At 73.0% G+C, this 23,470-nt stretch carries 11 protein-coding genes; 6 read left to right on the top strand and 5 right to left on the bottom strand.

Features of this window, described 5'->3' with window-relative positions:
- Positions 1-114 precede the first annotated feature (114 nt).
- On the bottom strand, positions 115-1,059 hold the full coding sequence (locus tag ACTOQ2_RS28365) for an ornithine cyclodeaminase family protein (protein WP_440103622.1): 945 nt from the start codon (positions 1,057-1,059) through the stop codon (positions 115-117).
- A gap of 550 nt (positions 1,060-1,609) precedes the next feature.
- On the opposite strand from ACTOQ2_RS28365, the gene ACTOQ2_RS28370 reads away from it, so the two are divergent.
- Positions 1,610-2,323, top strand: a complete 714-nt coding sequence (locus ACTOQ2_RS28370) for a response regulator transcription factor (protein WP_440103623.1) — start codon at positions 1,610-1,612, stop codon at positions 2,321-2,323.
- 58 nt (positions 2,324-2,381) lie between these two features.
- On the opposite strand, the gene pabB is transcribed toward ACTOQ2_RS28370, so the two are convergent.
- Genes pabB through ACTOQ2_RS28390 form a run of 4 tightly spaced genes read right to left on the bottom strand, consistent with a single transcriptional unit; the run spans position 2,382 to position 7,400 of the window.
- Positions 2,382-4,457 (bottom strand): aminodeoxychorismate synthase component I, encoded by a 2,076-nt coding sequence (gene pabB, locus ACTOQ2_RS28375; protein WP_440103625.1) that lies wholly within the window; start codon positions 4,455-4,457, stop codon positions 2,382-2,384.
- A 6-nt stretch (positions 4,458-4,463) separates the two neighbouring features.
- Positions 4,464-6,110 carry an AMP-binding protein gene (locus tag ACTOQ2_RS28380; protein WP_440103626.1) on the bottom strand — a complete coding sequence of 549 codons (1,647 nt, stop codon included), beginning with the start codon at positions 6,108-6,110 and terminating at the stop codon, positions 4,464-4,466.
- Positions 6,100-6,693: a hypothetical protein gene (locus ACTOQ2_RS28385; RefSeq protein WP_440103627.1), complete on the bottom strand. Its 594-nt coding sequence runs from the start codon at positions 6,691-6,693 to the stop codon at positions 6,100-6,102. Before ACTOQ2_RS28385 ends, ACTOQ2_RS28380 begins: the two co-directional genes overlap by 11 nt.
- Positions 6,672-7,400, bottom strand: coding sequence for a Phenylacetic acid catabolic protein (locus ACTOQ2_RS28390; RefSeq protein WP_440103629.1), 729 nt, complete (start codon positions 7,398-7,400; stop codon positions 6,672-6,674). Before ACTOQ2_RS28390 ends, ACTOQ2_RS28385 begins: the two co-directional genes overlap by 22 nt.
- Before the next feature lie 294 nt (positions 7,401-7,694).
- Between ACTOQ2_RS28390 and ACTOQ2_RS28395 the strand changes: the two genes are divergently transcribed.
- The 5 genes from ACTOQ2_RS28395 to ACTOQ2_RS28415 are packed head-to-tail and all read left to right on the top strand — an operon-like array spanning position 7,695 to position 23,434.
- A complete protein-coding gene (locus ACTOQ2_RS28395) occupies positions 7,695-14,756 on the top strand; it encodes an amino acid adenylation domain-containing protein (protein WP_440103631.1) in 7,062 nt (2,353 codons plus the stop codon).
- The gene (locus ACTOQ2_RS28400) at positions 14,753-20,383 is read left to right on the top strand and encodes an amino acid adenylation domain-containing protein (protein ID WP_440103633.1); all 5,631 of its coding nucleotides are present in this window, start codon (positions 14,753-14,755) and stop codon (positions 20,381-20,383) included. The genes ACTOQ2_RS28395 and ACTOQ2_RS28400 overlap by 4 nt, the downstream gene beginning before the upstream one ends.
- Entirely contained in the window at positions 20,380-21,534 is a 1,155-nt protein-coding gene (locus ACTOQ2_RS28405) for a saccharopine dehydrogenase NADP-binding domain-containing protein (protein ID WP_440103634.1), read from the top strand. Before ACTOQ2_RS28400 ends, ACTOQ2_RS28405 begins: the two co-directional genes overlap by 4 nt.
- The gene (locus tag ACTOQ2_RS28410; RefSeq protein WP_440103636.1) at positions 21,531-22,658 is read left to right on the top strand and encodes a Gfo/Idh/MocA family oxidoreductase; all 1,128 of its coding nucleotides are present in this window, start codon (positions 21,531-21,533) and stop codon (positions 22,656-22,658) included. The genes ACTOQ2_RS28405 and ACTOQ2_RS28410 overlap by 4 nt, the downstream gene beginning before the upstream one ends.
- Positions 22,655-23,434, top strand: coding sequence for a thioesterase II family protein (locus tag ACTOQ2_RS28415; protein WP_440071891.1), 780 nt, complete (start codon positions 22,655-22,657; stop codon positions 23,432-23,434). The genes ACTOQ2_RS28410 and ACTOQ2_RS28415 overlap by 4 nt, the downstream gene beginning before the upstream one ends.
- The last annotated feature ends 36 nt before the right edge of the window (positions 23,435-23,470 follow it).

Below are 23,470 nucleotides of genomic sequence, written 5' to 3' on the forward strand. Positions count from 1 at the left end.
CCGGCGCGGGGCGGGCCGGAGGGCGTGGGGCGGACACGGGGGACCCCTGCCCGGGGCAGGGTGACACGGGTGCGCGGCCGGCCGACATCTCGGGTGCGCGAGAGGCCGGCGTCCTCAACGCCACAGGTCGATCACCTGCCCCAGCTCGCGCGCCGTGGCCTTCTGGGCGAGGTGGTGGCCGAGCGCGATGTCGGTGACGGAGAGCCCGCTGTTGTACGCGAAGATCCGCTCGCCGGCGTCGAGCCGTGCTCCGGCGGATCCGGCGAGCACCTCGGGCAGCTCGACGTCCACCGGGCGGAGCCTGCCGCGCGCGTCGGCGAGGTCGGTGCCGGTGACCGCCATCCGGGCGGCGCTGGTGGCGAGCACCCGGTCGGCCCGGTGCAGGGTCGAGGAGGCCAGCCCGTACCCGACCAGCACGCACAGCGCCCCGGGCCGCAGCCAGCCGGCCTCGATCGCCGCGGGGGTCTTGGGCCCGGCGGCGGCGAGCACCACGTCGGCCTCGCCGGCCGCGGCCCGCAGGTCCTCGACGATCTCCACCTCCTCGCCGGGCACGGCCTCCCGCACCGCGCGCAGCCCGTCGGGGTGGGTGCCGTAGACCATGAGCCGTTCCAGGCCGGGCATGGTGGCCATCAGGTAGGGCAGGGCCTGCCGCCCCTGGACGCCCGTACCGATCACCAGGGCGCTGCGGCTGCCGGGGGCGGCGCACTCGCGGGCGATGAGCGCGGACACCGCCGGGGCCCGCATGGTCCCGATCCTGGCGCAGTCCATCAGCGCGACGGGGAGCCCGCTCTCGTCGTCGTAGAGCGACAGGGTCGTGTACTGGTGCTCGCGCCGCGGATAGAACCGGTAGGAGGTCTCGAAGGCGACGACCTCGCGAGTGCCGTCGCGCCCCACCAGGGTGTGGCCCACCGAGTGCCCGTCGGGTGGCTTGACCGTCAGCCTGCTCGGATTGACCGACAGCCCGGAGGCCAGGGCCCGATACGACTCCTCCACGACCGAGACCACCTCGGAGGGGACGATTTCGACTCTGGCCAGGTCGCTCCGGGTCAGGATCCTCACGTGGTTCGCCGCCTTCGCGTCACGGTGATCATCAGGGCTGTGCGGTTCCGGAGTCCGGTTCCGACGGTAGACCAGGAAATCTGATTAGGCAAGGGTACCCTAAGTTGGAAATATAACGCGCCGAGATGGCCCCGTGATCTGCGAAGACGCATATAACCGGACATTTCCGACGTTGAAGATATGGGAAAAGCAGGGTAGGCAGGTAATAGGGGATCCGGGTGATCCGGGTGATCCGAGTAATTTGCGGGCGGAAGGAAAGCGGCAAACGACCCGGCGCAAGGAGCCGGCGGGGAGCCGGTACGAAGACGGCCTCCGGGGAGCGGCACCGAAGGCGCGGGCACGCTGACCACGGGCGACCGCCAGTCATCTGACCCGCCGCGCCCGGGAAGGGATCCACTCGGCGGCCGGCCGGAAATTCCTCTGGTCAGGATGGCTGTGGATCTTTATAACGAACTTTCTTGAAATACAGGTGGATGCCGCGTTTTTCAGGGTATTGGAGCCCTCTTGAAGTAGTGGAACTGCGGTTGTCCGACGCGACGGCGGGATGAACATGAGCTCACAACGACTCGATCCTTTAGGCCGGGCCGTTCTGGTCGCCATGGGCAGTGAGGTGCTCCGCTGCGGGCTGTGCACCATGCTCGCGACCGTTGACACGGTGGAGAGAACGTACGAGGCGGGCGACCTCGACCGCGCCCTCGAGCTGCTGCAGTCAGAGAGGCCGGACGTCCTGCTGCTCGCCCCGTCCGGCAAGGCGCACGCGACCGAGAAGCTGGCCACGGTCGCGGCCGAGCACGACGCGCACGTCCTGCTGGTCCTGCGTGGCGTGTGCGACGCCTCGCTCGCGGAGGCCGCGGCCCTGCCGGTCGACGGCCTGCTGCTGGAGACGGACCTGACCCACACCTCGCTCAGGAGTGCCCTGGCGGACCTCGGCAGCGGCCTCATGCCGATGCCCGGCCCGCTGGCCCGGCGGCTCCTGTCCCGCATCCGCGACGAGGAGGACCTCGAGGGGACGCCCGTCCCCGACGACGATCCCTGCCCGGAGAACGACCCCGTCGACTCGCCGCTGAGTTCGCGCGAGCAGCAGGCCCTCGCCCTGATGGCGGAGGGGCTCAGCAACAAGCAGATCGCCCGCCGCCTCGGCATCTCCGAGCACGGGGCCAAGCGGCACGTCGCCAACATCCTCGCCAAGCTCAACTGCTCCAACCGGACGCTCGCCACCGCGGTGGCGCTCAACCGGGGGCTGCTCCCCGACCCCGGCCGTTAGACGCCGTTGGACCGGGCCGGGCCGCCGGCCCGGCCCGGCGGCCGGGTTCGATGCCGTCTCAGGCGAGACGCCGGGGGGCGGGCGCGCCGGACAGCCCGCCGAGGCCCCGCAGCGGGGCGCGGGCCTTGAGCAGCATCTCCTCGTACTCCTCGACCGGGTCGGAGCCGAGGACGATCGCCCCGCCCGCGCCGACCGTCAGCCCGCCGGGCCTGGCGACCGCGGTCCGGATCACGATGTTGAGGTCCGCGGTGCCGCTGAGACCGAAGAATCCGATCGTGCCGGAGTAGACGCCGCGCGCGCGGCCTTCGAGCCTGTCGATGATCTCCATCGTGCGCAGCTTGGGCGCGCCGGTCATCGACCCGCCGGGAAAGCAGCTGCGCGCGGCCCGCACGGCGCTCACACCGTCCTGCAGGTGCCCGCGGACGGTGGAGACGAGCTGGTGGACGGTGGCGTAGGACTCCACGGCCATGAAGCGCGGCACGTCGATCGTGCCGACGTCGCAGATCCGGCCGAGGTCGTTGCGGAGCAGATCGACGATCATGAGGTTCTCCGCGCGGGTCTTGCCGGACGACGCGAGCTCCCTCCTCAGCTCGTCGTCGTGGCGCGGCTCGGGATCGCGCGGCGCGGTGCCCTTGATCGGCTTTGACTCCGCGACCCCGTCCCTGCCGACCTTGAGGAAGCGCTCGGGGGAGGAGCACAGGACGTGATCCTCCTCCAGCCGCAGATAGGCCGCGTACGGCGCCGGGTTCAGCCGCCGCTGGCGCAGGTAGAGGTCCTCGGCCGACCCGTGGAAGGGGATCTCGACGGTGTTGGTGAGGCAGATCTCGTAACTCTCCCCGGCGCGCAGCAGCCGCAGGCACTCCTCGATGTCGGCCAGGTAGCGCTCGCGGGGCCGTACCAGCCAGGGCTCGGGATCGAACTCCTCCCCCTCCACCTCCGCCACCGGGACGTCGCGCCCGAAGACCATCCCCCGGCACGCCGCGGCCGTCTCCTCGACCCAGCGCCTGGCCTGCTTGCGGCTGTCGGAGCCGCCGTCGGTGAGCGCCACCGCCCACGTCTGACCCGTCTCGTGGTCGATCGCGACGAACCGCGTCGCCGACATCCAGACCGCGTCGGGCATCGACGACAGGTGCTCGGCCCGCGCCCCGCAGTCGCGCTTGAGCTCGTAGCCGAAGTAGCCGACGTAGCCGCCGTCCAGGTCGAACGGGAGTGCCGGGTCCGGTTCCATCGCGCGGGCGGCCACCCGCTCGCCGAGCAGGTCGAAAATCGGGACATGGATCGCCATGCCCGCACCCGAGGCGTCCTGGATCCGCACGCTGCCCGCGCCGGGACGGCAGGAGAGCACCTCGCCGTGCGGGCCGCCCGCGTCGCCGAGGAAGGAGAAACGCGCCCCGCCGGGCTCGGCGCGGCTGCTGTCCAGCCAGTAGGCGTACCGCTGGGAACGGAAGAGGCCGGTGAACACCGCCTCGGCGTCGGCGGCGCCGTCGATCCGCTCGGTCTCCAGCGACCACGAGGGGACGTGCGCGACGGGCGGCGCCGCACCGGGCACCGGTCCCGCCGCCAGGGCGAGGTCGCGGAAGTTGCGCAGCAGCGCTGGGCCGTGCTCGGTGGAGATCGACTCGGGATGGAACTGCACACCCCACCACGGCATCGTGCGGTGCCGCAGGCCCATCACGACCGAGTCGCCCGTCCACGCCGTGATCTCCAGCTCGTCGGGTGGCGGGGTGGCCACGCAGAGCGAGTGGTAGCGGACCGCCTGGAAGTCCTGCGGCAGGCCACGGAAGAGGTCCCGCCCGCAGTGCCGGATCCGCTCGACGTGCCCGTGGATCGGCGCGGGCGCCGGCACCACGTCGGCGCCGGACAGCCAGCCCAGCGCCTGGTGTCCCAGGCACACGCCCAGTACGGGCAGGCCGGAGGCGCGGATGAGGTCGAGGGAGACGCCGACGTCCCGCTCCACCTGGGGCCGGCCGGGACCGGGGGAGATGATCAGCGCGTCGAACCGGTGCAGGGGCAGGTCGTGCCAGGCCTCGTCGTCATTGCTCATCACGACCGGTTCCACGCCGTAGGTCTCCGCGACCAGCTGGAACAGGTTGTAGGTGTAGGAGTCGTAGTTGTCGACGAGCAGCGTGCGCACCAGCGATCACCAGTCCCCGTCGCGGACGGCGAAGCGGCGCAGCTTGCCGGTGTGCGTCCGCGGCAGGGCCTGGCACAGCTTCACGCTACGCGGGACCTTGAACGGTGCCAGCCGCCCGCGGGCCAGCTCGATCAGCTCCTTCTCGATCTGCGCCGGATCCTGGCCCGGGGTGGCGGGCACCACGAACGCCCGCAGCTTGCGCGCTCCGCGCTCGTCGGCGATGACGGCGACGGCCACCTCGGCCACGGCCGGGTGCTCCGACAGGACCTTCTCGACCTCGACCGGCGACATCGTGATGCCGCCGACCATCTCCAGGTCGTCACAGCGGCCGCGGTGGACGTAGGCGCCGCCGGGCAGGCGCTCGACGCGGTCGCCGGTGCGCAGCCACCCGTCCACCAGGGCGTGCGCCGTCTGGTCGGGCTGGTTGAGGTACTCCAGGAGCAGCGACTCGCCCCGCACCCAGAGCTCTCCCTCGGTGGCCGGTTCCCCACGCTCGTCGCGCACCCGCAGCTCGTAGCCGGGCAGGGCACGGCCGATCGTGCCCGGCTCGTCACGGGCCAGGGTGCTGGAGCAGAAGGCGTGCCCGGCCTCGGTCGAGCCCAGCTGGTCGAGGACGGGGGCCCCGAGCAGTTCCCGGGTGCGGGCGCCCAGGGTCTCATTGAGCGTCTCGCCCGCCGACACGGCGACCCGCACGGAGGAGAAGGCGGCCGGCTCGCACTCGGCGACGAGGTTGGCGTAGGCGGAGGGCACCGCGTACAGCACGGTGACGCCGTGGCGGGCGACCGCCTCGGCGATCAGCGCCGGGGTCGGCCGGTCCGCGAGCAGGACGGCGGACGAGCCGGAGAACAGCGGGAACACCAGCGTGTTGCCCAGGCCGTAGGCGAAGAACATCTTCGAGACCGACAGGGTCACGTCGTCCCCGCGGATGCCGACCACACCCTCGCCGGCCGCGCGATGGTAGAGCGCGAGGTCGCCGTGGCGGTGCAGCGCGCCCTTGGGCCGCCCGGTCGTGCCGGAGGTGTACTGCGCGTAGAGGGGGGCCGAGGCGCCGACCTGGGCGACGGGCCCCGGCGGGACCCGGCCGGCCAGGCAGAGCAGCTGCTCGCCGGTCAGGTGCGGCACGCCGTCGAAGCGGGGTGCGATCTCCCGGGTGGCGACCACGAGCCTGGCGTCGCAGTCGGTGAGGACGAAGGCGTGGTCGGCCTCCGTCAGCTCGGGGTTGACGGGCACCGCCGTGACGCCGAGCCGGGCGGCGCCGAGGAAGGCCGCGACCCACGCGACGCAGTCCTCGAGCGCGATCATGATGCGCTCGCCCGGACGCACGCCCAGGTCGACCAGGACCGTCGTGACCCGCGCCGCCAGGTCGTGCACCTCCCCGTGGGTCCAGACGCGGTCGCCCTCGTAGAAGGCGGGCGCCGCGTTCCAGCCGCGGTCTCCGGCGAGGCGGGCGAGCTCGCCGGCGACGTTCCCCGTCCCCGGGATCTCCGGGTTCTCCATGCCGGGCGAGGGGGCCTGGCCCACGCCGGTGATCGGGAGCGCTCCGGCGCCGCCGGTCCTGGGAATCCGTGCTCTCTGAGCCGGGACGCCGGGCGCCACCGGCGCGGAAGGCGCCGTGGTGGTTCCTTGGCGCGTGCCGAAAGAGTCATCGGGCATGCGGTTCACCTCCGTCGGCCGCGTAGGGGGAGATCAGGAAGGCGCCGTTCACGGGGCCGATGGGCCACCAGCCGGAGGCCAGCAGCTCGGCGAGCCCGGACAGCGGATCGTCTTTGTCTTCGTCGTGGCCGGGGCCGTCGCCGTTCGCGGCGGGGGCGCCGCCGGGGTCCGCGAGCGCGTCCGCGACGACCGTGCCGATCAGCCACAGCAGGGCGCCGGACACGGCGCGCGCGTCGGGGTCGGTCTGGTCGGCGGGGTCGAGGCGGGGCGTCGCGACGAGCATGGCCACATGCTCGGCCGTGTCCAGCTGCTTCTCGCGGCCGGCCGCCACGAGCCGCTCGCGGGCCGCGCCGCGCCGCCGGTCGAGCGCCTCCAGCCAGCCGGGGTCGACCCGGTCCATCGCCGCGGCCGCGACGGCCGGGTCGCGCACGACGGTGAGAGAGGAACCCGGGGCGCGCCGCCGAGCTGGGGCCCGGCCGGCGGCGCAGATGCCGCGCAGGAGACGCTCCACCCGGTCGCCGCCGGGCCCCAGCTCGGCGGCCAGCCCCTCGGGCGGTTCGGTCAGCTCGAAGTGCCGTACCATCGCACATCCACTTCCGGGTAGTCGAGACCGAGGTCGGACTCGAAGAGCTCCCGCGTGCGCCGGACGAACTCCGCGCGGCACTCGTCGTTGGTCATCCGCTTGATGGCCAGGCGGCGAAACACCTCGTTGTTCTTCGAGTCGCTGCGGCCGAAGAACGGCATCGTCATCGCGAGCAGCTCGTGCCCGGCCCGCCGCACCTCGTCGCGCTGGGCGGGGTCGGCCACCAGCCGGCGCGCGCTCGTCGCGCCGAACCCCACGTGGAAGCGCTCCTCGGGCATCAACGACCGGCAGAGCTTACGCAGGGGGAGGTAGGAGCAGTCGCAGAGGTCCTCCATCAGCACGACCTCGGCGAGGTCGACGATCGCCTTGGTCATCACGTATTCGGTCCAGCTCCGCACCTCGTACTCGAATATCGAGAGAGGGCCCCTGGCGTTCGCGTCCTCAAGGCCGAGTTCGGCGGCGAGCTTGTTGAATTTTAAATGGTGGCCGTATTCCTCCATCGCCATTCTGCAGGCCAGCCACTTATCACGTGGAGTGGGCGCGAGCGCGATGGAGGGTTCGTCGAAGACGGCCGCCCCGACGGCCTCGTTGCGGACGTGGCTGTTGAGGATTTTGCCCACCGCCGTGACGTACTCGTCTCCGAGCGCGCGGGCCTCCTCCGGCCCCGCTATCACACGGTCCGGCGAAACCTCCAGTGTGCTGGCCACTTGCGGTCTCCTCTCCCATGGACCCTGCCGACGCTAGGTCGGGCCACAGGGGGCGGCAAGTAGCCGATCGGGCACCTCGAAATAGGTGCCTGAATATTTTCCTGAATGTCCGGACGGGCAATTGGTAAGCGCCCGCGCCGTGTCTTCGCAGGAGTACGGCCGCCCCGATGGGTAGTTAGGTAAGGCATACTTAATCGCTGTCCGGCTACATCGTCGAGCATTTCGCTGGCAGAAGGCGATTGTGTGAATTGCCGCATTTCATGGCCCGTGACAACGTGAATCGCTATGTGGGACATGTCGATTCGCGGTCGCATCCGCCGCCCCGAGCCGCTGGAGAGCACCGTGGCCGAGGTCACGGGGCAGGAGTGCCGCGCGTTCCAGACGCCCTTCGACGGCGGCTTGCTGCTGCTGGCCGAGACCTCCGGGGAGTTCCCGGAGAACGGGCCGGCCGAGCTCGTCCGGCGGATGCGCGCCGCCGTGATCCGGGAGCACGGGCTGGTGGCCGACGTCGTCGCGCTGGTGGCCCCCGGCGAGCTCCGGCGGCTCGGTGACGACCGGCTCGCGGTCCTCAAGGGGTACCGCCGCGGCGAACTCGACGTGCGCCACAGCCACTCCCTGTCTCCGGGTCCGGCCTCCCCGTCGCCGGACCCGGCCTCATCTTCACTCTCATCCTCGGTGGACTCCTCGGTGGACTCCTCGGTGGACGCGGCCGGCAGAGGCGCGCAGCCCGCCGAGCCGCTGACGTACGAGGTGGTCCGGCAGGCCACCGCGACCGTGCTCGGCCTGGACGCGTCCCGGCTGAACGGCGGGGACGACCTGATCCGCCACGGCCTCGACTCCATGCGGGTCATGCAGCTGGCCAACGAGTGGCGGCGCGGCGGTGTGGAGGTCAAGTTCGCCGACCTGTTCGAGGCTCCCACGCTCGACGACTGGTGGGAGCTGCTCTCCGCGGGCCAGGACACGGCCGGCGCGACGGCGGCCGGGCCTCGGGCGCCGGAGGTGGACGAGAGCGCGCCCTTCCCGCTCACCCCCGTCCAGCACGCCTACTGGATCGGCCGGCAGGACCGGCAGGTGCTCGGCGGCGTCGGCTGCCACTTCTACGCCGAGTTCGACGGCGCGGGCGTCGACGCGGAGGCCCTCGAAGGCGCCGTGCGCGCCCTGTTCGAGCGGCACGCGCTGCTGCGCGCCAGGTTCCTCGACGACGGCACCCAGCAGATCCTGGACCGCAGCCCCTGGCCGGGCCTCGTGGTACACGACCTGCGCCTGGACGACGGCGGACGTCTCGACGAGCTGCGCGAGACCTTCTCGCACCGGCGCCTGGAGGTCGAGCGCGGTGAGGTGTTCGACGTCCGGCTCTCGCTGTTGCCCGGGGGCGCCCACCGGCTGCACGTCAACTTCGACCTGCTCGTGGCCGACGTGCGCAGCATCCAGATCATCCTGGAGGACCTGGCCGCGCTCTACTCCGGGCGGGGCGATTCGCTGCCGCCCCTGCGGTACGGCTTCCCCACCTACCTCGCCGAGCACGAGCTGCGCGGACGCGAGGCGCGCGAGAAGGACCGGATCTACTGGCGGGAGCGGCTCGCCGACCTGCCCGAGGGACCCCAGCTCCCGCTCGCGGTCGAGCCCGAGCGCGTCGAGCGGCCTCGCGTCGTCCGCCGGGGCCACTGGCTGCCGCCCGAGGGGCGCCACCTGCTCGCCGACCACGCCCGCACGCGCGGGGTGACCCTGCCCATGGTGCTGGCGGCGGCCTTCGCCGAGGTCATCGGTGCCTGGAGCGCCCAGCCGCGCTTCCTGCTCAACCTCCCGCTGTTCGACCGGCAGACGCTCCACCCCGACGTGCCCCTGATGGTCGCCGACTTCACGAACCTGATCCTCCTCGATGTCGACCTGACGCGGGAGGAGACCTTCCAGGACCGGGTCACGGCCCTGCAGAGCCGCTTCATCGCCGACGTCGCCCACTCGGCCTACTCGGGCGTCGAGGTCCTGCGCGACCTCAACCGGGGCCGCCGCGGCGGGCAGGTCACGGCCCCGGTGGTGCTCACCAGCGCCGCCGGGATGGGCGACCTCGTGGGCCAGGACGTCCAGCGGAGCCTCGGGGCGCTCGGCTGGATGCTCTCCCAGACGCCGCAGGTGTGGCTGGACCACCAGGTGGTCGAGGTGGACGGAGGGCTGCTGTTCAACTGGGACGCGGTCGACGAGCTCTTCCCCGCAGGGATGCTGGACGCGATGTCCGGTGCCTTCGCCGGCCTGCTCGACTGGCTCGCCGAGGGCGACTGGGACCGCCCGCTCCCCGCGCTCACCCCCTCCGACCAGTCGCTGGTGCGTGCGGGGGTGAACGCGACGGCGGGTGCGGTGCCGGAGGGGTTGCTGCATTCGGGGTTCTTCGGGTGGGCGGCTCGGGAGCCGGGTCGTACGGCGGTGGTGTGGGACGGTGGTGAGCTTTCCTACGGGGAGCTGGCGGGGCGGGCGCTGGGGGTGGCCGGGTGGTTGCGCGGGCACGGCGTCACGCCGGGCGACGCGGTCGCCGTCTCCCTGCCCAAGGGCCCGGACCAGGCCGTCGCCGTGCTCGGCGTGCTGGCCGCCGGGGGCGTGTACGTCCCGGTGGGGGTGGACCAGCCGGAGACCCGCAAGGAGCGGATCTGTCGCCGGGCCGGGGTGCGGCTGGTGCTGACCGGCGACGACTCGTCTTTCGGTTCGGATGGCGGTTCGTCCACCGGTTCTTCCGCCGGTGTGGAGGCCGGTTCGGAGGGTGGTGTCGAGCGGGTTTGTGTGGGGGTGGCGGTGGGTGGGGTGCCGTTGGAGGCGCCGGTGGTGGTGGAGGCGGGTTCGTCGGCGTATGTGATCTTCACGTCGGGGTCGACGGGGGAGCCGAAGGGTGTGGAGGTGTCGCATCGGGCGGCGTTGAACACGGTGGTGGACGTCAACGGGCGGTTCGGGGTGGGGGAGTCGGATCGGGTGCTGGCGTTGTCGGCGCTGGACTTCGACCTGTCGGTCTGGGACCTGTTCGGCCTGCTCGGTGTGGGCGGCGCGCTGGTCCTCGTCGAGGAGGACTCCCGGCGCGAGGCCCACCACTGGCTGAAGCTCATGGAGGCGCACGGGGTGACGGTGTGGAACACGGTTCCGGCGTTGCTGGACATGCTGCTGGTGGCCGAGCCGGAGCGGTTGCCGGGTGGGTTGCGGCTGGCGTTGGTGTCGGGTGACTGGGTGGGGCTGGATCTGCCGGGCCGGTTGCGGGCGGCGGCGCCGGGGTGCCGGCTGGTGGCGTTGGGGGGTGCGACGGAGGCGGCGATCTGGTCGAACTTCTTCGAGGTGCCGGCGTCGGTGCCGTCGTCGTGGCGGTCGGTGCCCTATGGGAGGCCGCTGGCGAACCAGTGTTTCCGGGTGGTGGACGGGCGGGGGCGTGACTGCCCGGACTGGGTGGCGGGGGAGTTGTGGATCGGTGGCGTGGGGGTGGCGAAGGGGTATCGGGGCGATGCCGAGACGACGGCGGCGAAGTTCGTCGAGGTGGGTGGGGTGCGCTGGTATCGCACCGGTGACATGGGCCGGTACTGGCCTGACGGCACGTTGGAGTTCCTGGGCCGGGTGGATCACCAGGTCAAGGTCCGCGGGCACCGCATCGAACTCGGCGAGATCGAAACCGCCCTGCGTGCTCACCCCGCCGTGGAGAGCGCCGTCGCCGTCACGGTCGGGGAGCCGACCCGGCGCCTGGCCGCGCTGGCCGTCACCCGCGACGTGACCGACGAGACGGCCCTGCACGACTGGCTGGCCGGGCGCCTGCCCGCCTACATGGTTCCCGAGCAGATCACCGTCGCGGAGAGCCTGCCGCTGAGCGCCAACGGCAAGGTCGACAGGGGCGCGGTGCGGACCCTTCTCGCCGACCGGCTCGCCGGTCGCGTCGAGCGGCTCGACCCGCCCGAGGAGGGCATGGAGACGGCCGTGGCGGAGATCTGGTCCGAGCTGCTCGGGCTGCCCGCCGTCGGCCGCGACCAGAGCTTCTTCACGCTCGGCGGCGACAGCCTCCTCGCGACCCGCCTGGTGACCCGGCTGCGCGCCGCCGGGATCGCCGGGGCCGAGCTCGGCACCCTCTTCGAGACGCCGGTCCTCGCCGAGTTCGCGGCGACCCTCGAACCCGGCGACCCCGAGCGCCCCCTGCCCGCCCTGGTCCCCGACCTCGAACACCGCCACGACCCCTTCCCGCCGACCGACGTGCAGCGCGCCTACTGGGTCGGGCGGACCGACGACTTCGCGCTCGGCGGCGTGGGCTGCCACTTCTACACCGAGTACGACACGGTCGGCACCGACATCCCCCGGCTGGAGGAGGCGTGGAACGCGCTCATCCGCCGGCACGAGATGCTGCGCGCGGAGTTCCTCCCCGACGGCAGGCAGCGCATCCTGCCCGAGGTGCCGCGCTTCACGATCCCCGTCGTCGACGCCGGCGCCGACGACGGGGACGACGCGGACGACGCGGACACCGCGCTGGCCCGGCTGCGCGAGGACATGTCGCACCAGCTCATCGACGCGACCCGCTGGCCGCTGTTCGACGTGCGCGCCGTGCGCTACGGCGCCGGCCGCACGCGCGTCGGCGTCAGCTTCGACAACATCGTCCTGGACGCGCTCAGCTCGATGATCGTCCTGCGGGAACTGGAGACCCTCTACGCCGACCCCGGCGCGGAGCTGCCCCCGGTGGAGCTGTCCTTCCGTGACTACGTCCTCGGCGTTCACCCGGAACCCGCCGCGCTGGAGCGCTCGCAGCGGTACTGGTCGGAGCGGGTCGCCGATCTGCCCCCGGGGCCGCAGTTGCCGCTCGCCGCCGACCCCTCGCAGATCGGCCGCCCCCGCTTCACGCGCAGGGAGGGCCGCCTGTCCCCCGAGCAGTGGCGAGCCGTCAAGGCCACGGCCAAGGAGCACGGGCTCACCCCCTCCACGGTGCTGGCCACCGCCTTCGCCGAGGTCCTCGGCGCCTGGAGCGCCCGGCAGGACCTCACGATCAACCTCACCCTCTTCGACCGCAGGGAGGTCCACCCCGACATCAACCGCGTCCTGGGCGACTTCACCTCGCTGCTGCTCGTCGCCTACGAGCCCGCCGCGGGGGAGACCTGGCTCGACGGCGCCCGGCGCCTGCAACGGCAGGTGGTACGCGACCTCGAGCACAGCGACGTCTCCGCCATCTGGGTGATGCGCGAGCTGGCCAGGCGCACCGGCTCCGCCGAGGTCTCCATGCCGGTGGTGTTCACCAGCACGCTCGGCGTGACCGGCGACGGCGACCTCTGGGACGCGGACTCCCAGATCTTCGCCGAGCCCGTCTGGGGCGTGTCCCAGACGCCGCAGGTGTGGCTGGACCACCAGGTGATGGAGATCGGCGGCGGCCTGTTCTTCAACTGGGACGCGGTCGAGGAGCTCTTCCCGCCCGGCGTGCTCGACGCCATGTTCGGCGCCTTCGCCGGGATGCTCGAATGGCTGTCGGCCGGAAGCTGGGACTCCACGGCGCCGTGCCCGGTGCCCGCGGACCAGTTGCTGGTGCGTGCGGGGGTGAACGCGACGGCGGGTGCGGTGCCGGAGGGGTTGCTGCATTCGGGGTTCTTCGGGTGGGCGGCTCGGGAGCCGGGTCGTACGGCGGTGGTGTGGGACGGTGGTGAGCTTTCCTACGGGGAGCTGGCGGGGCGGGCGCTGGGGGTGGCCGGGTGGTTGCGCGGGCACGGCGTCACGCCGGGCGACGCGGTCGCCGTCTCCCTGCCCAAGGGCCCGGACCAGGCCGTCGCCGTGCTCGGCGTGCTGGCCGCCGGGGGCGTGTACGTCCCGGTGGGGGTGGACCAGCCGGAGACCCGCAAGGAGCGGATCTGTCGCCGGGCCGGGGTGCGGCTGGTGCTGACCGGCGACGACTCGTCTTTCGGTTCGGATGGCGGTTCGTCCACCGGTTCTTCCGCCGGTGTGGAGGCCGGTTCGGAGGGTGGTGTCGAGCGGGTTTGTGTGGGGGTGGCGGTGGGTGGGGTGCCGTTGGAGGCGCCGGTGGTGGTGGAGGCGGGTTCGTCGGCGTATGTGATCTTCACGTCGGGGTCGACGGGGGAGCCGAAGGGTGTGGAGGTGTCGCATCGGGCGGCGTTGAACACGGTGGTGGACGTCAACGGGCGGTTCGGGGTGGGGGAGTCGGATCGGGTGCTGGCGTTGTCGGCGCTGGACTTCGACCTGTCGGTCTGGGACCTGTTCGGCCTGCTCGGTGTGGGCGGCGCGCTGGTCCTCGTCGAGGAGGACTCCCGGCGCGAGGCCCACCACTGGCTGAAGCTCATGGAGGCGCACGGGGTGACGGTGTGGAACACGGTTCCGGCGTTGCTGGACATGCTGCTGGTGGCCGAGCCGGAGCGGTTGCCGGGTGGGTTGCGGCTGGCGTTGGTGTCGGGTGACTGGGTGGGGCTGGATCTGCCGGGCCGGTTGCGGGCGGCGGCGCCGGGGTGCCGGCTGGTGGCGTTGGGGGGTGCGACGGAGGCGGCGATCTGGTCGAACTTCTTCGAGGTGCCGGCGTCGGTGCCGTCGTCGTGGCGGTCGGTGCCCTATGGGAGGCCGCTGGCGAACCAGTGTTTCCGGGTGGTGGACGGGCGGGGGCGTGACTGCCCGGACTGGGTGGCGGGGGAGTTGTGGATCGGTGGCGTGGGGGTGGCGAAGGGGTATCGGGGCGATGCCGAGACGACGGCGGCGAAGTTCGTCGAGGTGGGTGGGGTGCGCTGGTATCGCACCGGTGACATGGGCCGGTACTGGCCTGACGGCACGTTGGAGTTCCTGGGCCGGGTGGATCACCAGGTCAAGGTCCGCGGGCACCGCATCGAACTCGGCGAGATCGAGACCGCCCTGCACGCCCACCCGGCCGTACGCCACGCCGTGGTCACCACCGTCGGCCGGCCGGCCCGCCGCCTGGCCGCCCTCGTCGTCGCCGACACGGATCCCCGGGCGCTCACCGAATGGCTGGCCGAGCGCGTGCCCGCCTACGCCGTACCGGCCACCGTCACCTTGCTGGAGCGGTTCCCGCTCAGCGCCAACGGCAAGGTCGACCGCGCCGCGCTGGCCAGGCTCGCCGAGCGGGACGTGCCCGCGGCGGCCGAGGACGAGCCGCCGTCCGGCCCCGTCGAGGAGAGGCTCGGCCGCATCTGGTGCGAGCTGCTCGGCATGGAGCGGGTCGGCCGCCATCAGAACTTCGTGACCCTGGGCGGCGACAGCATCCTGGCCGCCCGCCTCGCCGAGGAGATCCGCCGCGCCTTCGGCGCGGATCTCGCCCTGAGGCAGATATTCGCCGGTCCGACCGTCGCCGAACACGCGGTCCTGATCGAACAGCAGGAGACAGGAGCCTTCGAGGAGGGCGTCGTATGACAGCCGGTCAGCTCATCGCGGAACTAGAGAACCTGGGCGTACGCCTGTGGGAGGAATCGGGGCGGCTGCGCTTCCGGGCACCGCAGGGCGTGATGACCGAGGAGCGGAGGGCACAGCTCTCCGCGTACCGGGACGACCTCCTGGAGTGCCTGCGCGAGCCAGCCGGGGCACTGACCCCGGAACCGGCGGACCGGCACGAGCCGTTCCCGCTGACCGACGTCCAGGCCGCCTACATGCTGGGACGCAGGGAGGCCTTCGACTTCGGCGGCACCGCCTGCCAGGTCTACGCCGAGCTGGCCTTCGCCGAGCTCGACCCGCCCCGCCTGGAGGCCGCCTGGCAGCGGCTGGTCGGCCACCACGACATGCTCCGCGCGGTCGTCCACGTCGACGGCCACCAGCGGATCCAGGCCGACGTCCCCGCCTACCGGGTGCGCGTGACCGACCTGCGCGGGCGCCCGGCCCGGGAGGTGGACGCCCACCTGGAGGCCGTCAGGGCCGAGATGGACCACCGGGTCTACGACACCGGCACCTGGCCGCTGTTCGAGCTGCGCGTCACCCAGGCCGGCGACCGGGCCGTGCTGCACGTGTCCATCGACTTCCTGATCGCCGACTACCTCAGCATCCAGCTGCTGCTGACCCAGCTCAAGCGGCTCTACCTCGATCCGAGCCACGAGCTGCCCGCCCTGGAGATCGGCTTTCGCGACTACCTGCTCGCCGCCCGGCGGCAGCGCGACGGAGCCGCCTACGAGCGCGACCGCGACTACTGGGAGGGGCGCGCAGACGACCTGCCGGGCCCGCCCGAGCTGCCCGTACGGGAGAACGCCGCCACCGAGGCCGGCCGTCGCTTCACCCGCCACCAGGTCACCTTCGACCCGACGCGGTGGGCGCGCCTGCGCACCCGGGCGGGCGCGCACGGCGTGACCCCGTCCACGGCGGTGCTGGCCGCCTTCGCCGAGATCGTCGGACGCTGGAGCCGCCGCCCCCGCTTCTCGCTGAACCTGACGCTGCTCAACCGGCAGCCGCTGCACCCGCAGGTGGGAGAGCTGGTCGGTGACTTCACCACCGTCAGCCTGCTCGCCGTCGAGGGCGGGCGGGGCACCGCGTTCCGCGACCGGGCCCGCGCGATCCAGGACCGGCTCTGGGAGGACCTCGATCACCGCCTCTACTCCGGGGTGGAGCTCATGCGGGAGATCGCCCGCCGCCGGGGCCGGGGTGCCGCGCTGATGCCCGTGGTGTTCACCAGCACGATCGGGCTCAGCGACGAGGCCGCCGGGCACGAGGGGATGAGCGGCCTCGCCGAGGTCGTGTACGGCGCGAGCCAGACACCGCAGGTGTGGATCGACTGCCAGGCGGTGGTCGAGGGCGGCGCGCTGGAGGTCAGGTGGGACGTCCGTGACGGCGTGTTCCCCGAGGGGGTCGTGGAGGGCGCCTTCGAGGCCCTGTCCGGCCTGCTCGGCGAGCTGGCCGACACGGACGAGGCGTGGGACGCCACCTGCCCGGTCGAGCTGCCCGCCGCGCAGGCGCGCGAGCGCGAGAAGGTCAACGACACCGCCGCGCCGATGCCCCCGGGGCTGCTGCACGAGCCGGTGGTCGCGCAGGCGCGCCGCACGCCCGAGCGGCCGGCCGTCGTCTCCGGCGGCCGGACCCTCACCTACGGCGAGTTGCTCGGCAGAGCGGAGGACGTGGCGCGGGTCCTGGCCTCGCGCGGCTTCGGCAGGGGCGATCTGGCCGCGGTCATGATGGAGAAGGGGTGGGAACAGGTCGTCGCGGTGCTCGGCACGCTGCTGGCCGGTGGCGCGTACCTGCCGGTGGACACCGGGCAGCCACCCGCCAGACGGGACAGGATCCTCACCGACGCGGGCGTCCGCCACGTGCTCGCCCAGTCGCGGATCGGCGACCGTCCGGAGGGCGCGATCGACGTCGACCTCCTGCCCGGCGTGTCCGGTCCGGGCGGTTCCGGCTCCTTCGTGCCCGGTCCGAGCGGCGCCGGATCCGGCGCGTCCGGCCAGAACGGTGTCGGCTCCTTCGTGCCCGGTCCTGGCGATGCCGTTTCCGCCGCGTCCGGCCTGTCCGCTTCGTCCGCTCCGTCCGGCCCGAACGGCGTCGCGTCCGCCGTGGACCCGGGGGACCTCGCGTACGTGATCTACACGTCGGGCTCCACCGGTGCCCCCAAGGGTGTGATGATCTCCCACCGGGCCGCGCTCAACACCGTCGCCGACGTCAACCGGCGCTTCGCGGTGACGGCCGAGGACCGGGTCCTGGGCCTGGCAAGCCTGGGTTTCGACCTGTCGGTCTACGACATCTTCGGCCCCCTCGCCCTCGGCGGGACCCTCGTGCTTCCCGACGCGGGCAGCCGCGGGGACCCCGCGCACTGGGCCCGGCTGATCGCCGAGCACGACGTCACGCTCTGGAACTCCGTCCCCGCGCAGCTCCAGATGCTCGACCACTACCTCAGCTCCCAGCCGGAGCCCGGCCTGACGTCGCTGCGGCTGGCGCTGCTCAGCGGCGACTGGATCCCCGTCAACCTCCCCGGCCGGGTGCGGGGCCGCCTGCCGGGGCTGGAGCTGGTCAGCCTCGGCGGGGCCACCGAGGCCGCCATCTGGTCGATCCACCACCCCATCGGCGAGGTCCCCGAGGGCTGGCGGAGCATCCCGTACGGCACGCCCCTGGCCAACCAGACCTTCCACGTCCTCGACGAGGACATGCGCCCGTGCCCCGACCACGTCCCCGGCGAGCTGTACATCGGCGGGGCGGGGCTGGCCCTGGGCTACCTCGGCGACGAGGGGAAGACCGCCCACAGGTTCGTCAGGCACCCGGTCACCGGTGAGCGCCTCTACCGCACCGGCGATCTGGGCCGCTACCACCCCGGCGGCACCATCGAGTTCCTCGGCCGCGAGGACCGGCAGGTCAAGATCCGCGGGCACCGGATCGAGCTCGCCGAGATCGAGGCGGCCGTCCAGGCCCACCCGGCGGTCGCCGCGGCGGACGTTCTCGTCGAGGGCACCGGCCTGGACCGGCGGCTGGCCGCGTTCGTGGAACCCGTCCGCCTCGAACGGACGCCGGACGAAGACGACCCGGTGCCGGAGATGACCGCCGCGGGATCGGCGGCGGGCGACGTGCACACCCGGCACATCGACCGCGCCGAGCTCCTGGAGTTCTTCGACCGCCTGGACCGGGCCGCGGTGCTCGGCATGATGTGGGCGCTGCGCCGCCGGGGGCTGTTCGAGACGGCCGGGCGGGAGGCGACCCTGGAGGAGATCCTGGCCGCCACCGGGGCCGCGCCCCGCCACCACCGCCTGGTCCGCAGGTGGCTGCGGGTCCTGGTGGACGAGGGGATGCTGGAGCGCGGGTCCGGCCGCTTCCGCGCGCTGCGCACGGCCGGTGCCGACGACCTGGAGCAGGCCTGGCGGCGGGTCGGCGAGCTGCGGCGCGAGGACAGCTACAAGGCCGAGCTCATCGACTACTTCAGGACCAGCACCGAGCACCTGCCCGAGCTCGTCCGCGACGAGATGGACCCGCTGCCGCTGCTGTTCCCCGAGGGCCGCCTGGAGATATCCGAGGCCGCCTACCGCGAGAACATCATCAGCCGCTACGTCAACCACGCCGCCATCGCGATCCTCACCGACATCGCCGGGCGCCACGAGGGACGCCTGAACGTCCTCGAGGTCGGGGCCGGTGTGGGCGGCACCAGCGCGCAGATGATCCCCGCGCTGGCCGGTTTCGACGTCGACTACCTGTTCAGCGACGTCTCGCCCTTCTTCCTCAACGAGGCAAGGGAGCGCTTCGGCGACCGTCCCTGGGTGCGCTACGGCCTGTTCGACATCAACCAGGACTACCGCGAGCAGGGCTACACCGCCTGCTCCTTCGACGTCATCCTCTGCGCCAACGTGCTGCACAACGCGCGGCACGCGGGCCGGGTGCTGGCCAGGCTCAGGGAGATGCTGGCGCCCGGCGGCTGGCTGGTCTTCATCGACACCACCAAGGACAGCTACCAGATCATGACCTCGATGGAGTTCATGATGCCGGAGAAGGACCCGCGCAAGTGGGACTACGAGGACCTCCGCAAGGGCCGCGACCAGACGTTCCTGGGGCGCGAGCAGTGGCTGGAACTCCTCACCGAGGCCGGCGCCGACGCCACCCTCTGCCTGCCGGGACCCGGCGACGCCACCGTCACCCTCGGCCAGAGCGTCTTCGCGGCCCGCTTCAAGAACGACCGCGCGCGGCTGGACGCGCCCGGCCTCACCCGGCACCTGGCCGAGCGGCTCCCCGAGTACATGATCCCCGGACACATCCAGGTCGTGGACGCCCTCCCGCTCACCGGCAACGGGAAGATCGACCACGACACGCTGCGCTCCTGGCTGCCCCGCGCCGTCGCCGGGCGGGCCGCGGCCGGAGGTCCCCCCGCCGACGACCTCGAACGCGCGCTCGCCACGGTGTGGGCCGAGGTCCTCGGCCTGCCCGAGGTCACCAGGGACGGCGACTTCTTCGAGCTGGGCGGCGACTCCCTCGTCATCGCCAAGCTCGCCGCGCGCCTGCGCGAGGAGGTCCCCGCCACCCGCGACGTGTTCTGGGACGACCTCGTCCGGCAGATCCTGCACCGGCCCACCGTGGCCGCGCTGGCCGAGCACCTGCGCCGCTCGCACGACGAGGGGGAGCAGGGCACCCGGCAGGCCGCCTCCCCGCTCGTGCGCCTCGGCGGCGACGGGAGCGAAGGCGGCGGCGAGAGCGGCGAGGCCCTGCGCGTGCTGGTCCACGAGGGCGGCGGCACGCTGGCCCCGTACCGCGCGCTCGCCCGGCGCCTGGCGGACAAGGGAGGCCCGCTGGCGGGCCTGGCCGTCACGGAGGTGGAGCCCTATCTCGCCGAGGAGCCGGAGGGACTCATCGAGCGCCGCGCCGCCCGCTACGCCAGGACGCTGCTCGACAGCGGCTCCACCCGCTTCCACGTCGTCGGCTACTGCATGGGCGGGCTGCTGGCCACCGAGGTCGCCAGGCACCTCACCGAGGCGGGCGCCGACGTGGAGACCCTCACCGTGATCAGCAGCTACACCCTGCCTCGCGTCATCGAGGACGAGCTGGTCGCGGAGTACGTCTTCGCCCGCGTCATGGGCGTCGACCCCGCCGACGCCGGCTACCCCGGCGACGAGGACGTCATGTCCAGGGTGTTCGAGCTCCTGCTCGGCGAGAACCCCGAGCGGGTGCCCAGGGGCCGGGTGGCGGAACTCACCGGAGACCCGGCCGTGGAGGCCGCCGCCGCCGACTTCCGGCGGCTCGCCGCCGTCGCCCCCGAGGAGAGGCTGGCCGCCATCGGCCGCGCCGCCACCGCCGCCCACTCCGACCAGGAGGTCGAGCGGCACGTGAACTCCCTGTTCCGGGTGGTCAAGCACAGCCTGGACGCCGTCGGCAGGCACGTCCCCCAGCCGTACGCGGGGGACATCACCTTCCTGCGGCAACTCGGCGACACCAGGTTCCTGCCGTGGCTGCGCGACGACATGACCGGCTTCTGGCGCGACCTGTGCCTGGGGGACCTGGACGTGGTCGACATCCCCGGCGACCACTTCTCCTGCCTGCAGCCGCCCAACGTCGACCAGGTGGCGGACGTGCTGGCCCGGATACAGGGGGAGCGATGAGAGCCGTCGGGATCCTCGGCTGCTACGGGGCGGTCGGCCGCTCCGCCGTGCGCAGGCTCCGCGAGGCGGGCATCGGCCCGCTCCGGCTGGGCGGCAGGGATCTCAGCAGGGTCGGGGAGCTGGCGGAGCGGGACGGCCCCGGCGGCCCCGGCGGCGGGGCCGGGCGGGACGCCTCCGGTCGCGGCCCCGCCGACGAGGCCTTGGCCGTGGACATCGCCGACGCCGCCTCGCTCGCCGCGTTCTGCGACGGCTGCCGCCTGGTGCTCAACTGCGCCGGGCCGTCATGCGTGATTCTCGACACGGCCGCCCGCGCGGCCCTGGCCGCGGGCGCCCACTACGTCGACGTCGCCGGGGACGCCGCCGCGTTCGACGGCGTCTCCCGCGCGGCCCGCGACAATCCGGGACTGGTCGCGCTCCTGTCGGCCGGCATGATGCCCGGCCTGTCGGCGCTGCTGCCCCGCCACCTCGCCGCCGGATTCGACCGGCCCGAGCGGCTGCGGGCGTACACCGGGGGCCTGGACCTGTTCACGCCGGCGGCCGCGCTCGACTACGTGGCCTCGCTGTCGGGCGGGTACGCCACGCCGCTGGCCGCCTGGCGCGGCCACCAGGTGATCCCGCGCGCGCTGCGTCCCGGCATGGGCGTGCGGGTGCCGCACTTCCCCGGCAGGGTCGACACCTACCCCTACCTCGCCGCCGAGACCGAGCGGCTCGCCAGGGAACTCGGCCTCGCCGAGGTCGAGTGGGCGAGCGTGTTCGACGGCGACCTCACGGCCGCCGCGCTCGGCAGGCTCCAGGACATGGACGCCGAGGAGGCCGCCGCGGAACTGGTGCGGGTCTCCCGGCTGGAGGCGTTCGGGCGCTCCCCGTACTTCCAGCTGGTCTTCGAGATGTCCGGGGAGTCCGGTGGCGCGGCCGTGACCCGCACGCTCCTCGCGCGCGCGGCCGACGGCTACGAGCTGACCGCGGCGGTCGCCGCCGCGGCGGTGGAGGCGGTGGAGGCCGGGCGGGTCCCGCCGGGACCGGGCGAGGCGGCGGACGTGCTCGACCCTGGCCGGGTCTTCGCCGCGCTTCTCGACGACCCGCGGGTCACCCGCCTGGAGATCGTCGAAGGGGCGGCGCACGCCGCGCCGGTGGAGGAGGGGGTCCTGTGAGCGACCGGCCACGCGTCGTCGTCTGCGGCACCGGTTTCGGGCGGGTGCACCTGGCGGCGCTGGAACGGCCGGGCACGCCGTTCGAGCTCGCCGGAGTGCTGGCCAGGGGAGGCGAGCGTTCGCGCCTGTGCGCCGAGCGCGCGGGGGTGCCGCTGTTCACCGACGTGGACGAGATACCCGCCGAGGTCGACCTGGCCTGCGTGGTGCTCCTCGCCGACGTCAACGGCGGCCCCGGCAGCCAGGTGGCGGCAAGGCTGATGGAACGCGGCGTCCACGTGCTGCAGGAGGCGCCGCTGCTGCACGACGAGCTCGCCGCCTCGCTGCGCGCCGCCCGCCGCAACCGGGTCGTCTTCCGGGTCAACACGCACTACGTCCACCTCGATCCGGTACGGCGGTTCGTGGCCGCCGCCAGGACGCTGCTCGCCCGCGGGCCCGCGCTGTTCGTCGACGCCGCGTGCGGCGTCCAGGTCTCCTACACCATGTTCGACATCCTGGGCCAGGCCCTCGGCGGGCTGCGGCCGTGGGGCTTCGCGGAACCGGGCCGGCTGCCCGAGACGGTACGGCGGCTGTCGGAGAGCGCGCCGCCCTTCCGCACCGTCGAGGGCGTGCTGGCGGGCGTCCCGCTCACCCTGAGGGTGCAGAACCAGCTGCACCCCGCCGACCCCGACAACCACGCCCACCTCCTGCACCGGATCACCCTCGGCGTCGAGGGCGGCACGCTCACGCTGGTCAACACCCACGGCCCCGTGCTGTGGTCGCCCCGGCCGCACCTGCCGGCCCGCGCCAGGGAGCTCACCGCGCTGGACGGCGCCGAGGACGAGCACCTCGACTTCCCCAGCTGCGTGCCCGTCGGCCCGGCGCGCGCCCCCAGCTACCGGGAGATCCTCGGCGAGATGTGGCCGGCAGGGGCCGGGCGGGCGATCGACGCCGCGTGGGAGGCCGTCCGGAGTAACCGGGACCCTCTGAAGGAGGGGCAATATCATCTCTCCGTGAGTAAGGCGTGGCAGGATGTGGCGGCGGTCCTGGGCTATCCGGAACGACTCGCGGGGCCGTCTCCCCGCCCGCTGTCGGCCGGTGATCTGATGTCCGCGATGACCGCAGAACACCAGGAGGTGCCCCTATGACCATCACCGGCGACGACCTGCTGGCGCGATGGCTGCGCCGCTACCGGGACGTGCCCGTGCCCGGCCTGAGGCTGGTCTGCTTCCCGCACGCGGGGGGCGCGGCCGGCTTCTTCAGGACGTGGGCCGCGCGGCTGCCGTACGGTGTGGAGCTCTACTCCGTCCAGTATCCCGGCCGTCAGGACCGCATCCAGGACGGCTTCGCCCCCGACATGGACGCGCTCGCCGGTCCCGTCGCCGCGGCGCTTCGCCCCCTGTGTGACCGCCCGCTCGCGCTGTTCGGCCACAGCATGGGCGCGGCCGTCGCCCACGAGGTGGCGATGCGGCTGGAGGAGGGCGGAAGCGGGCCGCTCGCCGGGCTGTGCGTCTCCGGGCGCCCGGCGCCCGACCGCACCCGGCACGCGGAGGTGCACCTCGGCGGCGACGAGGCGCTCCTGGCCGACCTGCGCAAGCTCGGCGGCACCGACGAGGAGGTCCTCGCCGACCCCGACCTGCGCGAGCTCGTGCTCCCCGCGCTGCGCGCCGACTACCGCCTGATCGAGACGTACGAGGCGCCGCCCGCGCCGCCGGTGGAGACCCCTGTCCACGTCTTCGTCGGGGACGCCGACCCGGAGGTCGACGGCGACGAGGCCGCCGCGTGGTCGCGTCACACCTCCGGCGCGTTCACCCTGCGGACCTTCCCCGGCGACCACTTCTATCTGCTGCCCAACGAGGCCGGCGTGGTCGAGGAGGTGATGCGCGCCTGCGGCCCGGTCGATCCGTGGCCTTCGACCCCCTAACACTCCCGAGATTCCACGACATCGTCAAAGAGAGGA

The organism is Streptosporangium sp. H16 (genome assembly GCF_051918855.1).
Classification (GTDB): domain Bacteria; phylum Actinomycetota; class Actinomycetes; order Streptosporangiales; family Streptosporangiaceae; genus Streptosporangium.

Coding starts and splice junctions, on each gene's coding strand:
- ACTOQ2_RS28370 (WP_440103623.1), top strand. CDS start 1,610: ATGAGCTCACAACGACTCGATCCTTTAGGCCGGGCCGTTCTGGTCGCC.
- ACTOQ2_RS28380 (WP_440103626.1), bottom strand. CDS start 6,110: ATGCCCGATGACTCTTTCGGCACGCGCCAAGGAACCACCACGGCGCCT.
- ACTOQ2_RS28385 (WP_440103627.1), bottom strand. CDS start 6,693: ATGGTACGGCACTTCGAGCTGACCGAACCGCCCGAGGGGCTGGCCGCC.
- ACTOQ2_RS28395 (WP_440103631.1), top strand. CDS start 7,695: ATGTCGATTCGCGGTCGCATCCGCCGCCCCGAGCCGCTGGAGAGCACC.
- ACTOQ2_RS28400 (WP_440103633.1), top strand. CDS start 14,753: ATGACAGCCGGTCAGCTCATCGCGGAACTAGAGAACCTGGGCGTACGC.
- ACTOQ2_RS28405 (WP_440103634.1), top strand. CDS start 20,380: ATGAGAGCCGTCGGGATCCTCGGCTGCTACGGGGCGGTCGGCCGCTCC.
- ACTOQ2_RS28415 (WP_440071891.1), top strand. CDS start 22,655: ATGACCATCACCGGCGACGACCTGCTGGCGCGATGGCTGCGCCGCTAC.